Origin of the sequence: Couchioplanes caeruleus (genome assembly GCF_023499255.1) — a bacterium.
In the GTDB taxonomy this organism is placed as follows: domain Bacteria; phylum Actinomycetota; class Actinomycetes; order Mycobacteriales; family Micromonosporaceae; genus Actinoplanes; species Actinoplanes caeruleus_A.
In genome coordinates this window covers 4,057,557-4,070,491 of sequence record NZ_CP092183.1, presented here as the reverse complement: position 1 = coordinate 4,070,491, position 12,935 = coordinate 4,057,557, and the positions used below count along the sequence as shown (strand labels likewise).

Here is a 12,935-nt window from a genome sequence, read left to right as displayed (position 1 = left end):
GTTAGGCGCGGCCGCCCGGGCCCGCGACCTGACCCGGGTCGTCCGCCGCGATGCGGGACATGATCCGCCGGGCCATGTCGCCGAGCCGGGCCAGGTCGTCGTCGCTGAGCGCGTCCAGCACGAGCGCCCGCACCGCCGCGACGTGGCCCGGCGCGCTCTGCCGTACCTTCGCCCAGCCCGCCTCGGTCAGCACGGCGTTGGTGTAGCGGCCGTCCTGCGGGCAGGTCGTCCGCTCGACCCAGCCCCGGCCCTCGAGGCGTTTGACCACGTGCGACAGCCGCGACAGCGAGCCGTTGGCGAGCGCCGCCAGCTCGCTCATCCGGCGGGTGCGCCGCGGCGCCTCGGAGAGGTTGGCCAGCACGAGGTATTCGAAGTGGCTCAGGCCGGAGTCGCGCTGCATCTGCGCGTCCAGGGCCGCCGGGAGGCGCAGGAGCAGGCCCCCGACCGGCAGCCACGACTCGAGCTCGCCGGCGCTCAGCCATCGGGTGGGTTCGGCGCTCACCACCCCATCGTACGTCGGTTTGAAGCTTCAACTAGGCGGCGGCGAGGACCAGGAGGCGCCGGATCTGGTCCTGCCGCGCCGCGGTCATCCGCTCGGCGAGCGCCCTGGCCGGTGGGTACCGCCCGCCCGCGACCTCCATGCGGGCCACCTCGACACAGTTGTGCAGGTGCCCCAGGAGCATGCTGACCGCCGTACGGTCGAAAGCCGCGCCGCGGGCCGCGGCCAGCTCGCCGATGTCGGCGTCGCGCAGCGAGTGCAAATCGCCGTGGCCCGCGTGCACGCCGGCGTCCGGATCGGCCGAGGGCGGCTGCTGCCACCCGGTCAGCCAGCGCTGCATGGTCTGCGCCTCGTCGCGCCACTGGTCGCGCAGCTCGGCGGCGAGCGCCCGCACCCGCGGATCGGTGGCCCCCTGCGCGGCGGGCGTCACGACCAGCTCGCCCTGCCGGACGTACTCGAGGCTCATCTGGAGGAACATCACGTCGGTCGCGTCGTACGCCGGCGGTGGCGGCGGGGCCGGCGCCGCGCCGCACGCGGCGAGCAGCATCAGCACCACCGCGGCCACGACGGGCAGGGCGGGTCCACGGCCGCGGACCCGCCCCGGGTACGTCGTCAGATCCGTTCCCACAGCGCGGGCACGTTCGGCGGCTCCCACCCGGCCAGCGCCGTGTGCGCCTGCCGGCAGCGGTACGTCGCACCGCCGTAGGTCACCACGTTCCCGGCGACGTACGCCGTTCCGGCCTGCCAGGTCCCGCCGGCGGGCGGCTGGGTCGGCGGGGTGGTGGGCGGCGTGGTCGGCGGGTTCGTCGGCGGCGGCGTCGTGGGCGGTGGCGTGCTCCCGCCACCGCCGATGTTCAGGTCGACGCACGCGTAGAACGCGTTGGCCGTGTCGGCGATGTTCCACCGGGCGAGCACGGTCTGCCGGCCACGGAAGCTGCCCATGCTGACGGTGTGGGACTTGGTGGCCCCCGGCTGCGCGCCGCCGTCGTTGAACGAAGCGAGCCGCGTGCCGCCGATGAAGTACTCCCACGTGCTGGTGGCGTGCCGGGCGGTGAGGACCCAGTTGAACGTCACCGACGTGCCGACCGAGGCGGCGGGCCAGTTCCTGCTGTTGTCGTTGAGCACGGCGAAGCGGCTGCCACCGCCGTTGCACTGCATGGAGCCCTTGGGAGCCTCCACGCTCTGCGGTTCGTACACGATGTCGCCGCAGTTGGGTACGGCGCCGCTGGCGCAGTTGGCCTGGCGGCTGGGGGGCGAGGAGATGTAGCCGTGTGCCGAGGCGGGGGCCACGGCGACGAACAGGGAGGCGCCGATGGCCGCGGCGCTCAGGAGGGGGAGGGTGATTCTGCGTCTCATGAAGGTCTCCTCTTCATGGGGGACGGCAGGCCGGGCGTGGGGGCGGCCGACCCGCCGCGGGGAACCGGGGACGTATGGGGGACCTCCCCGGCTGTTCGCCCAACATAAGTTAAAGCTTGTTAACAGTAAAGAGATCTAATCAAGAATTTCGATGTGTGCGACGCGTACCCGGCGGTCGTTAAGGTGCGGGCCGCCGCTGCCGATATCGACGAGGTGCCGGACATCCACGACGTGATCGACTCCCGGGCCGTCACCTCCGTCTTCCAGCCGCTGATCTCGCTCGCCACCGGCGACCTGGTCGGCTACGAGGCGCTGAGCCGCGGACCGGCGGGCACCCCGTGGGAATCCCCCGCCGCCCTGTTCGCGGCCGCCCGTACGGCCGGCCGCGACAGCGAGCTCGACTGGGTCTGCCGGGCGGCGGCGTACCGCGCGGCGCTCGCGGCGGAACTGCGGACGGCCCTGTTCGTGAACATGGAGCCGACGTCCTGGCGTACGCCCTGCCCGCCCGACCTCGCCGGCGTGGTCGCCGAGGCGCAGCGCCACCTGCACGTGGTCACCGAGATGACCGAACGCGCGATCGCCGACGACCCGTCCGGCCTGCTGGCCGCCACGACGAGCTGCCGGGCGGCGGGCTGGGGTGTGGCCCTCGACGACGTCGGCGCGGACCCCCTGTCGCTGGCCCTGATGCCGTTCGTGCACCCCGACGTGGTCAAGCTCGACATGTCGCTGCTGCACGCACCCACCGCACGGCACACCGCCGAGGTCGTCTCGGCCGTCGGGGCGTACGCGGAGGCCAGCGGCGCGACCATCCTCGCCGAGGGCGTGGAGACCCTCGAGCACGAGCTCACCGCCCGCACCATGGGCGCCACCGTGGCCCAGGGCTGGCGCTACGGCCGGCCCGCACCGCTGCCGGCCACTCCCCCGGCGCGCAGTGCTCCCCTGCCGCCGGTCTGCGCGCCCGCGGCCGCGGCCGGGACGCCGTACGAGATCGTCGCCGCGCACCGCCCGGTGGTGGAGACCACCAAGTCGGTGCTGATGCCGATCAGCCACCACATCGAGGCCCTCGCCGACGGCGGCCAGGTGCTGCTCGCCTGCTTCCAGGACGCCCGCCACTTCGGAGCGGCGACCGCCCGCCGCTTCGCCCGCATCGCCGCGGCCAGCCCGCTCGTCGCCGCCTTCGGCGTGGGCCTCGCCGCCGAACCGGCCCCGGGCGTCCGCGGCGCGGGCCTGCAGGGCGACGACCCGCTGCGCGGCGAATGGAACGTCATCGTGGTCGGCCCGCACCGCTCGGTGGCCCTGGTGGCGCGCGACCTGGGCGACACCGGCCCGGAGGCGGAACGCCGCTTCGCGTTCGCGGTCACCCACAACCGCGACCTCGTGGTGGCCGCGGCGCGGTCGCTGCTGCACGGAATCACCCCGGTCCGGACGGCGGCCCTGGAAAGCCTCGTCGCCGTCTGACAGCCGCCACGCCGATGATTTCCCAAAAGCGGTGACTCTGCGGTCGCCCTTTCTCCGACACAGGGTCACCGTGGGGAAACCTTCAGCAGCGAGGGCACCGACGCGCGCCAGGTGGCCTGCCGCATCCGGCTGACCGGGTTGCACCCCATGGTGTTACGAGCCCTCGAGATCACCGGGCTGGTCGACCACGTCGCTGCGACCACCCGGCGACCGGAAGGGTGAGAGCCGCCGTCACAACGCCCCACCGCGGCGCCCCGCACCGCCGGCGAGCTGCACGAGCTCGGTCTTGACCCGGAGGATCTGCTCCTCCTTCGCCGTGAGCTGCTCCTCGATCAGCCGCAGCTCGTTGACCACCTCGAGGGGCACGGCGAGCGGCCCGTACCGCGCCTGACGTTCCTCGAGCTGGTTGCGGCTGCCGAGCAGGATGTTGTGCTGGGTGCGCAAGCTCTGCAGGCGCACCTGCAAGACGGTCTCGCGGGCCTGGCGGTCCTCCCAGTCCACCTCGGCCGCCGAGCGGTCCGCGATGTCGCCGGCCGCGTCACTGGCCCGGCTCAGCGACTCGCTGGGCCGGCCCGCGCCGGTGACCGCGGGCCATCGGTCCCCCGCGAGCGCGGTCTCGGCGGCCGCCACGTCGCCGCGGATCGCCGCGGCCTGGTCGTGCAGGCTGCCGGCGGGCGTACGGGCGAGCAGGCTCCGCAGCTCGTCGATCAGCTCTCCGAGGCGCCGGCTGTCGGTCCACTGGGCGGCGATGCCGGCCGCCCGGCGGTAGAACAGCTCGGTGTCCGTGCGGGCCCGGTCGTCGAAGGCGTGCAGAGCCAGCGTCACCTCGTGGACGTGCTCGGCGCGCCGGGACAGGAAGTCGGCCACGGCCTTCGTCATCGCCTGCCCGGCCAGCTCGTACGGGAACTGCGCGGTGCCGGTGCCGAGGGCCGGGAAGGCAACCCGCCGCAATCTCAGCGCCTCCGCCAGCTCGAGACACCGGTCCACGATCGCGCGCAGACAGGACTCGTCCGGGCTGCCGAGGCCGTCGAGGTCGAGGGTGACGCCGTGGAAGATGTAACGGGCCTTCAGCTTCCCGGCCGTGGTGACCGCGACGTCGCCCAGCTTGAGCGGGGTGTGCTTGCCGGCGTCCATCTCGACGGCCGGCCCGGCGGCGTGGCGCAGGGCTGCGGAGACCCCGCCGCCCATCGTGAGGTAGTTGTCGTCCGAGCTGACCAGGGCGTCCGCGGCGATGCCGGGGAGGCTGGCGAACACCACCCGGAACGTCCGGTTGCCGATCAGGTACGAGCTCTCCCGTTCCTGGTGCTCCACCCCGGTGTCACCGCCGTCCGAGCAGAGCGCGCAGCCGCTCGATCTCGGCCCGCTCGTGCTCGAGCTCGGCGCGCTTGTACGGCGGGACGTTGAGCATCCCGTACGCCGCGACCTGCTCCTCGAGCAGCCGGGCACTGTTCTCGTGGATGGCGATGAGCCGGCGCAGGTGAACCTCGTCCTCGCGCGGCGCCGGGCCCGGCGCCGCGAGCGGCACGAGCGCTGGGAAGAGCCGCGCGGCCACCTCGACGGGGACCGCTCGCGCGCCTAGGTCGGTGCCTTTGTCGCGCGATCGGCTCACCAGGCCCACCACCTTGCCGCTGCGCGCGTGCAGCAGCGGCGCCCCTGACAGCCCCGGCCGGGCCTGAGCACTGCGCAGCCGGTACAGCGTCTCGTCGTCACGGTAGGACGGACCCTCGTAGACGAAGTGAGCGGAGTCGCCGGCCGGATAGTCGTCGGTGAACCCGAACGTGCTCACCTCGTCGCCGGGCTCCGGGGCTTCGGCCGACAGCTCTGCGGCGGGCAGGGATGGCAGCCGCGCGCGCAGGACGGCCAGATCGGCTCCCTCGCCGCCCGGCGGCGGCGTGATCACCTGCTCGACGGCGACCGTCACCGGTCCGGCGTTGAGCGTGACCCGCTCGGCACCGCGCACCACGTGGTGGCAGGTCAGGACCAGGTCCGGGCCGATCAGGAAACCGGTGCCGTTGCCGTCGGCCCGGGCGACCCGCACGATCGTGCGGCGCAGCTGTTCGGCGTTCACCGCAGGTCCCACTCCAGCGTCACCGTGACGTGCGCCGACCCCGTGCCCTTGACGATCAGGGCAGTGGCCTGGCCCGACTCCATGCTGACGTCCAGGCCGAACTCGACCGTGGCCCGCGACGGCTGCACGCGGTCCAGCCCGGCCCGGACGCTCGTCGCGATCTTGCTCAGCGCCTCGGTGAAGCCGTCGAAGGCCGGTATCCGGTGGGCGATGTCCTCCTCGCGGGCCCCGGCCGGGGTCTCGACCTGGATGACGGTCGTCTCGTCGATGCGCAACGACGTCGTACCCGTGTCCATGCTTACTCCCATGGCAGGCGGCGTTTGATCGCAGCCTATCGACGCGATCGGCCGACGCGACCGTCCTGTCGAGACGAGAACCCGACAGGGTGAGTCGGCCCGCGGGCGGGCTGGCCGACGGGGTGCGGCGCCGGCGGGCGTTCTACGCCGGCGCCTTCGTCGGGTACGGAGCCGCCCTGCTCGCTCGGCGTTCCTGGTGGGCCCCCGGTGGCGGCTTTAGGGACCGCTGTGGCGGCAGGGTGCTGCTTACCCTGCCCATCTCGCGCCGGCTTGCGCGCCCGCGTCCGCGGTCTCTGGGGGCCGTACGGGGTATTCACGATCAGCGCCGGGCTGAAGGTGACCGCCGCCGCGGCCGGCACCCATCTCGCGGCCGCGGCGGCGAGCTGGGTGGCGGCGCGGCCCTCGACAGCCTCGTCGCCGTCTGACCCCGATAGCATCCCGGCCATGCCGCGGCCGGTGATCTTCGACCTCTACCACACGCTGATCCACGGCGCCGACGACGATCGGGACCGCGTCGTGGCCGAGATGGCGTCCATGGTGGGGGTTGCCCCGGATGCGCTGGTCGCCGCGTACCACCGCACCTGGCGGGAGCGGATCGTGCGGTGGAGCGTCGAGGACACCATCCGCATCCTCACCGCACGCCTCGGCGTGCATCCCACCGATGAGCAGGTGGCGCGCGCGGCGGAACACCGGCGGGTCCTCGTGCGCCGGATCCTCGGGACCGTGCCGGCCGCGACGTTGCGCACGCTCGACTCGCTGCGCGCCGCCGGGCACCCGTTGGCGCTGATCAGCAACGCCACCTCGGACACCGCCGAGGCGTGGCCGCACAGCCCGCTCGCCGCGCGATTCGACGTCGTCGTGTTCAGTTGCGAGGTCGGCCTGGCCAAGCCCGACCCGGCCGTCTACCGCGCCGCGACCGACCGGCTCGGCGCGGACCCGGCGCACTGCCTCTTCGTCGGCGACGGCGCCGACGGCGAGCTGGCCGGAGCCGCCGCGGCCGGGCTGCCCACGCTGCGCATCACCGAGCTCAACGACACCGATCCACTCTGGCCCGGGCCGGCGCTCGCCGCGATCGGCGACCTCCCCGCCCTGCTCAGGATGCGGTAGCCAGCTCCTCCAGCGTGGCCCGCGCGCCCTTGCTGTGCAGGGACGCCAGCACCGAGCGGTACGTCGACACGAACCGTTCGTTGTCGGCGAGGGCCCCGAACAGCTCGCGGTTGGCGATGAAGGCCAGCGGTTCCTCGCGCTGGCGGCGGGCGAGCGGCACGAGCGTGTCGGCGAACCGGTCGACCACCTCGATCGGCTGCCCGTGCTCGTCGACGCCCTCGGCGTAGCGGGCCCAGGACGCCACGACAGCGGTCGAGCGCAGGATCTCGCCGCCGGTGTCGAGGTTGTGGCGGATCACCGGGAGCAGCCACTTCGGGATGCGGTCGGAGCTCTCGGCGCACAGCCGGGCGACGGTGTCGCGGACCTGGGCGTTGGAGAAGCGGTCGATGAGCTGGTGCTTGTACTCGTCCAGGTCGATGCCCGGCACCGGCTCCAGCGTGGGGGTGGCCTCGCGGTCCATGTACGCCAGCAGGAAGTCGGCGAACAGCGGGTCCTGCGCGACGTCGTGCACGAGCCGGTAGCCGCTGAGGTAGCCGAAGTAGCAGAGCGCCTGGTGGCTGGCGTTGAGCAGGCGCAGCTTCATCAGCTCGTACGGCTCGACGTCGGCGACCACCTGCACCCCGGCGTCCTCGAACGGGGGCCGGCCCTGGCCGAAGGAGTCCTCGAGCGCCCACTGGGTGAACGGCTCGCACACCACCGGCCAGGCGTCGTCGACGCCGTACCGCTTGCGGACCTCCTCGCGGTCCTCGTCGGTGGTGACCGGCGTGATGCGGTCCACCATGCTGTTGGGGAACGCGACGTGCTGCTCGACGTACCCGCCCAGCTCGGGGTCGCGCAGCGTGGCGAACGCGACGAAGCTGCGCCGCGCGGCGTGGCCGTTGCCCTGGATGTTGTCGCAGCTCATGATCGTGAAGGGCGGTACGCCCCGGTCGCGGCGGCGGGCCAGCGCCTCGGTGATGAGGCCGAACGTGGTCCTCGGCGCGGCGCCCGGCCGCAGGTCGTGCTGCACGTCGGGGTTGTCGGCGACGAACTCCCCGGTGACGGCGTTGAAGTTGTAGCCGCCCTCGGTGACGGTCAGCGAGACGATCCGGATCTCGGGCGCGGCCATCTTCTCGATGACCGCCTCGGGGTCGTCCGGCGCGTACAGGTACTCCTTGATGGAGCCGATCACCCGCGGGTCGAGGCTGCCGTCGGGGGCCTTGACGACGAGCGTGTAGAGGCCGTCCTGGGCCACGAGCGCGTCGCGCATCCTCCGGTCGGCCGGCATCACCCCGACGCCGCAGATCGCCCAGTCCAGGGCCTTGCCGTCGCTCATCAGGCGGTCGAGGTACATGGCCTCGTGGGCGCGGTGGAAGCCGCCGACGCCGAAGTGCACGATCCCCGTCCGCAGCGCGCCCCGGTCGTACGACGGCACGGGCAGGTCGTCCGGCAGGGACGACAGGTTCTGGGCAGTCAGCGGCAACATCGGTGGGTCCTCCCAGCGCTGCTCGACGGGCCTGGCGACCCCAGCATCGCACCCGGAGCGGGCCCCCGCGCGGCCCCGGCGACCAGGATCTTTTCACCGTCGATGAACCCGGGCATCCGCGGGCACGCAACGGGCACGGCCCGGCGGCGCATCGCCGCCGGGCCACGGGTGTCGCCGCCGGTCAGACCGTCAGGGCCGGCGCCGGCGCCGGCTTGTCACCGGTCATGTGCCGCAGGTACGCGGGCAGGGTGAGAAATTCCGGGCAGGTCCGCTCGGTCAGCAGGACCGTGAGCAGGGTGCGGGCCTGCCCGAAGCAGCGGGCGGCGTCCTCGTCCAGGGCGCCGGTCTCGGCGAGCACGTCGAGTTCCTCGCGCAGCATCCGGGTCACCAGGCCCGCCGTGACCGGCACGCCGTAGTCGGTGGGGGTGCCGTGCGAGATCCACTGCCAGAGCTGGGCCCGGCAGATCTCGGCGGTCGCCGCGTCCTCCATCAGGCCGCCGAGCGCCACCGCGCCCCGGCCGCCGAGCCACGCGGCGACGTACCGCAGCGCCACGCTGACGTTGGTGCGCAGGGCGACCTCGCTGACGGCGACCGCGGTCTCCTTGACGTCCAGCAGCTCCTCGGCCGTGACCCGCACGTCGTCGCGGCGGCGCACGATCTGGTGCGGCTCGAAGCCCAGCCACTGGTCGAAGACCTCCTTGCAGGTCTCCACCAGGCCCGGGTGCGCGACCCAGGAGCCGTCGAAGCCGTCGCCGACCTCGCGCCGCTTGTCCTGCCGGACCTGGTTGAGCGCCCGCTTCGCCGCGACCGGGTCGCGGCTGGGCACGACGGCGGCCATGCCGCCGATCGCGTGGGCCCCGCGCCGGTGGCAGGTCTTGACCAGCAGTTCGGTGTACGCCCGCATGAACGGCGCGGTCATCGTCACCTGCGAGCGCTCGGGCAGCACCACGTCCGGCCGGTTCTTGATCATGCTGAACAGGTAGTCCCACCGGCCCGCGTTGAGCCCCGCCGAGTGCTCGCGCAGCTCGTACAGGATCTCGTCCATCTCGAAGGCCGCGGTGATCGTCTCGATCAGCACCGTCGCCCGGATCGTGCCGCGCGGGATGCCGAGGGCCTGCTGGGCGAAGACGAACACGTCGTTCCACAGCCGCGCCTCGAGGTGGCTCTCGAGCTTGGGCAGGTAGAAGTACGGCCCGCTGTCCCGCTCGATCTGCCGGCGTCCGCAGTGGAACAGGTACATGCCGAAGTCGAACAGCGACGCCGACACCGCCCGGCCGCCGATGCGCAGGTGGCACTCCGGCAGGTGCCAGCCGCGCGGACGCACCATGATCGTCGGGATGGTGTCGCCGACCTTGTACTCGCGCCCGTCCGGGGCGGTGTAGTCGAGCGTGCCGTCCAGCGCGTCGCGCAGGTTCAGCTGGCCGGTGATGACGTTCTCCCAGGTCGGCGCGGTGGCGTCCTCGAAGTCGGCCATCCACACCTTCGCGCCGGAGTTCAGCGCGTTGATCGTCATCTTGCGCTCGGGCGGCCCGGTGATCTCCACCCGGCGGTCCGTCAGGTCCTCCGCCGGCGGCGCGACGGTCCACGAGTCGTCCTTGCGGACCGCCTCGGTCGACGGCAGGAAGTCCAGCTCGGTGGTGCGGGTGGCCCGCCGGCGCCGGCGCCGCTCGAGCAGCTGCACCCGGCGGGCGCCGAACTCCCGGTCCAGCGCCACGACGAAGTCGATCGCCTCGGGCGTGAGGATCTCGGCGTACCGGCCCTGGCTCTCGCCGCAGATCGTGACCTCTTCGCCGCCCATCAGAACTGCTCCTCCTCGGTCGAGCCGGACAGCGCGGTGGTCGAGCTCTCCGGGTTCAGCGCGGTCGAGACGGCGTCGAAGTAGCCGGTGCCGACCTCGGCCTGGTGCTTGGTCGCGGTGTAGCCCTCGCTCTCGGCCGCGAACTCGGCTTCCTGGAGCTTCACGTACGCGCTCATGCCGGTCGTCGAGTATCCCTTGGCCAGCTCGAACATCGAGTGGTTGAGGGCGTGGAAGCCGGCCAGCGTGACGAACTGGAACTTGTAGCCCATCGCGCCGAGCTCTTTCTGGAACCGGGCGATCGTGGCGTCGTCGAGGTTGCGCTTCCAGTTGAACGACGGCGAGCAGTTGTACGCCAGCATCTTGTCCGGGTGCACCTTGTGGACGGCCTCGGCGAACTGCTTGGCGAACTCGAGGTCCGGCTTGCCGGTCTCCACCCACAGGAGGTCGGCGTAGTCGGCGTACGCGACGCCGCGGGCGATGGCCGCCTCGGGGCCGCTGCGCACCCGGAAGAAGCCCTCGGCCGTACGCTCGCCGGTGAGGAACGGCTTGTCCCGCTCGTCCACATCGGTGGTGAGCAGGTCCGCGGCAAGCGCGTCGGTCCGGGCGATGACGACGCTCGGCACCCCGGCGACGTCCGCGGCCAGCCGGGCGGCGTTGAGCGTACGGATGTGCTGGCCGGTCGGGATGAGCACCTTCCCGCCGAGGTGGCCGCACTTCTTCTCGGACGCCAGTTGGTCCTCCCAGTGCACGCCCGCGGCGCCCGCGGCGATCATCGCCTTCATCAGCTCGAACGCGTTGAGCGGGCCGCCGAAACCGGCCTCGGCGTCGGCCACGATGGGCGCGAACCAGTCGCGCTCGTGCCGGCCCGCGGCGGTGTCGATCTGGTCGGCGCGCAGCAGCGCGTTGTTGATCCGGCGCACCACCGCCGGCACCGAGTTCGCCGGGTACAGGCTCTGGTCCGGGTACGTGTGCCCGGACAGGTTGGCGTCCGCCGCCACCTGCCAGCCGGAGAGGTAGATGGCCTTGAGGCCGGCGCGGACCATCTGCACCGCCTGGCCGCCGGTGAGGGCGCCGAGCGCGTTGATGTACTCCTCGTCGTGCAGCAGCTCCCACAGCCGCTGGGCGCCGCGCTCGGCGAGGGTGTGCCGCTCCTGCAAAGTCCCGCGCAGTCGCACGACGTCCTGGGCGGTGTAGTCACGCTTCACGCCGAGCCAACGGGGATCGCCGGCCCACGCCCGAGTGAGGTCCGCGGCGGTACCGCCCCTGACTTCGGTCAGCTGATCAGTCATCTCAAGGATTCCTTTCCTACTACCCGGCCTGCTCTCCGGTGGAAGAACTCGACTGTTGCGCAGCCTGCAACCCCTGCTGAAGGCAAATGTGAGGAGAAGAAGTGAGAAATTTCTGCTAGCGTCAATTCCCGTGACGGCTTCCCCCACGGACACCTCAGTCGATCTCGTGACGCTCGGGCAGCGGCTGCGCCATCTGCGCCGCGCCAAGAACATGACCCTGGACCAGCTCAGTGCGGCGGTCGGACGGGCACCCTCCCAGCTGTCCCTGATCGAGAACGGCAAACGCGAGCCCAAGCTCAGCGTCCTGCAGGCGATCGCGGCGGCTCTCGGCGTACCGATGCAGGACCTGTTGAAGCCCGAGGCGCCGAGCCGGCGCGCCGGGCTGGAGATCGAGCTGGCCCATTTCCAGCGGGAACCCGCCTACCAGGTGCTCGGGCTGCCCGTCGTGCGCGGCGGGCGGCGGCTGCCGGCCGACGCGCTGGAGTCGCTCATCGGCCTGCACCGCGAGCTGACCCGGCTGCTGACCGAGCAGAGCGCCACCCCGGAGGTGGCCCGCCGCGCCAACCAGCAGCTGCGCGAGCGGATGCGCCGGCGCGACAACTACTTCGCCGACGTCGAGCAGGCCGCGGCGAAGGTGCTGCAGGCGGTCAAGCACGCCACCGGCCCGCTGTCGCAGCGCGGCATCCTCGACATCGCCGCGCACCTCGGTTTCACCCTGCACTACGTGCCGGACCTGCCCGGCTCCACCCGCTCGGTCACCGACCTGCGCCACCGGCGCATCTACCTGCCGCAGGTCGCCAGCAACAAGGGCCACGACCCGCGCGCGGTGGTGCTGCAGACGCTCGGCCACTTCGTGCTCGGCCACAACGACCCGGCCGACTACGGCGACTTCCTGCGCCAGCGCGTCGAGGCCAACTACTTCGCGGCGGCGCTGCTCATGCCGGAGAAGTTCGCCGTCGACTTCCTGCGCGACGCCAAGGCCGACCGGGCCCTGGCCATCGACGACTTCCGCGACGCGTTCGGCGTCTCCTACGAGACCGCCGCGCACCGCTTCACCAACCTGGCGACCCACCACTTCGGCATCCCGGTGCACTTCTGCCGGGTGCACGAGAGCGGCACCGTCTACAAGGCGTACGAGAACGACAACGTCCGCTTCCCCGCCGACGTGACCGGGGCGATCGAGGGCCAGCCGGTGTGCCGCAACTGGGCGTCGCGCACGGTCTTCCAGGCCCAGGACCCGTACTCGTCGTTCTACCAGTTCACCGACACGGTGGGCGGCACCTACTGGTGCACGGTGCACGTGGAGGCCACCGGCTCGGGCCTGTTCTCGGTCACGGTCGGCACGCCGTACGAGCACGCCCGCTGGTTCCGCGGCGGCGACACCACCCGGCGTACGGTGTCCCGCTGCCCGGACCCGGACTGCTGCCGCCGCCCCCCGGCCGACCTGGTGCAGCAGTGGGAGGGCAACGCCTGGCCGAGCGCCCGGGTGCACTCGCACCTGCTGGCGGCGCTGCCGCCGGGCACGTTCCCGGGCGTCGACCAGCAGGACGTCTACGAATTCCTCCAGCGGCGCGCCGGGTCCTGAGCTCGCCGGCCCGG

At 72.5% G+C, this 12,935-nt stretch carries 12 protein-coding genes; 3 read left to right on the top strand and 9 right to left on the bottom strand.

Annotation, left to right across the window (positions count from 1 at the left end; translation table 11 throughout):
- Position 1 precedes the first annotated feature (1 nt).
- From COUCH_RS18750 to COUCH_RS18740, 3 genes are read right to left on the bottom strand one after another with little or no spacing between them, the layout of a single operon-like run.
- Positions 2-502: a MarR family winged helix-turn-helix transcriptional regulator gene (locus COUCH_RS18750; protein WP_249613383.1), complete on the bottom strand. Its 501-nt coding sequence runs from the start codon at positions 500-502 to the stop codon at positions 2-4.
- A gap of 31 nt (positions 503-533) precedes the next feature.
- On the bottom strand, positions 534-1,127 hold the full coding sequence (locus COUCH_RS18745; protein ID WP_249613382.1) for a DUF305 domain-containing protein: 594 nt from the start codon (positions 1,125-1,127) through the stop codon (positions 534-536).
- Positions 1,112-1,855, bottom strand: a complete 744-nt coding sequence (locus COUCH_RS18740) for a lytic polysaccharide monooxygenase (RefSeq protein WP_249613381.1) — start codon at positions 1,853-1,855, stop codon at positions 1,112-1,114. Before COUCH_RS18740 ends, COUCH_RS18745 begins: the two co-directional genes overlap by 16 nt.
- 183 nt (positions 1,856-2,038) lie before the next feature.
- Between COUCH_RS18740 and COUCH_RS18735 the strand changes: the two genes are divergently transcribed.
- Positions 2,039-3,313 carry a sensor domain-containing phosphodiesterase gene (locus COUCH_RS18735; protein WP_249613380.1) on the top strand — a complete coding sequence of 425 codons (1,275 nt, stop codon included), beginning with the start codon at positions 2,039-2,041 and terminating at the stop codon, positions 3,311-3,313.
- 231 nt (positions 3,314-3,544) lie between these two features.
- Here the strand turns inward: COUCH_RS18735 and COUCH_RS18730 are convergent, their stop codons facing one another.
- From COUCH_RS18730 to COUCH_RS18720, 3 genes are read right to left on the bottom strand one after another with little or no spacing between them, the layout of a single operon-like run.
- A complete protein-coding gene (locus COUCH_RS18730) occupies positions 3,545-4,624 on the bottom strand; it encodes a macro domain-containing protein (RefSeq protein ID WP_249613379.1) in 1,080 nt (359 codons plus the stop codon).
- A 7-nt stretch (positions 4,625-4,631) separates the two neighbouring features.
- Positions 4,632-5,381 carry a S1 family peptidase gene (locus COUCH_RS18725; protein ID WP_249613378.1) on the bottom strand — a complete coding sequence of 250 codons (750 nt, stop codon included), beginning with the start codon at positions 5,379-5,381 and terminating at the stop codon, positions 4,632-4,634.
- Positions 5,378-5,677, bottom strand: a complete 300-nt coding sequence (locus COUCH_RS18720; RefSeq protein ID WP_249613377.1) for a CU044_2847 family protein — start codon at positions 5,675-5,677, stop codon at positions 5,378-5,380. The genes COUCH_RS18725 and COUCH_RS18720 overlap by 4 nt, the downstream gene beginning before the upstream one ends.
- Positions 5,678-6,121: 444 nt before the next feature.
- On the opposite strand from COUCH_RS18720, the gene COUCH_RS18715 reads away from it, so the two are divergent.
- Positions 6,122-6,784, top strand: a complete 663-nt coding sequence (locus COUCH_RS18715) for an HAD family hydrolase (RefSeq protein ID WP_249613376.1) — start codon at positions 6,122-6,124, stop codon at positions 6,782-6,784.
- On the opposite strand, the gene COUCH_RS18710 is transcribed toward COUCH_RS18715, so the two are convergent.
- The 3 genes from COUCH_RS18710 to aceA form a co-directional block, all read right to left on the bottom strand.
- The gene (locus COUCH_RS18710; RefSeq protein ID WP_249613375.1) at positions 6,771-8,249 is read right to left on the bottom strand and encodes a mannitol dehydrogenase family protein; all 1,479 of its coding nucleotides are present in this window, start codon (positions 8,247-8,249) and stop codon (positions 6,771-6,773) included. The two genes, COUCH_RS18715 and COUCH_RS18710, sit on opposite strands and share 14 nt — an antisense overlap.
- A gap of 181 nt (positions 8,250-8,430) precedes the next feature.
- Positions 8,431-10,047, bottom strand: a complete 1,617-nt coding sequence (gene aceB, locus COUCH_RS18705; protein WP_249613374.1) for a malate synthase A — start codon at positions 10,045-10,047, stop codon at positions 8,431-8,433.
- Positions 10,047-11,336: an isocitrate lyase gene (gene aceA, locus COUCH_RS18700; RefSeq protein ID WP_249613373.1), complete on the bottom strand. Its 1,290-nt coding sequence runs from the start codon at positions 11,334-11,336 to the stop codon at positions 10,047-10,049. Before aceA ends, aceB begins: the two co-directional genes overlap by 1 nt.
- 130 nt (positions 11,337-11,466) lie before the next feature.
- On the opposite strand from aceA, the gene COUCH_RS18695 reads away from it, so the two are divergent.
- Positions 11,467-12,921: a helix-turn-helix domain-containing protein gene (locus COUCH_RS18695; protein WP_249613372.1), complete on the top strand. Its 1,455-nt coding sequence runs from the start codon at positions 11,467-11,469 to the stop codon at positions 12,919-12,921.
- The last annotated feature ends 14 nt before the right edge of the window (positions 12,922-12,935 follow it).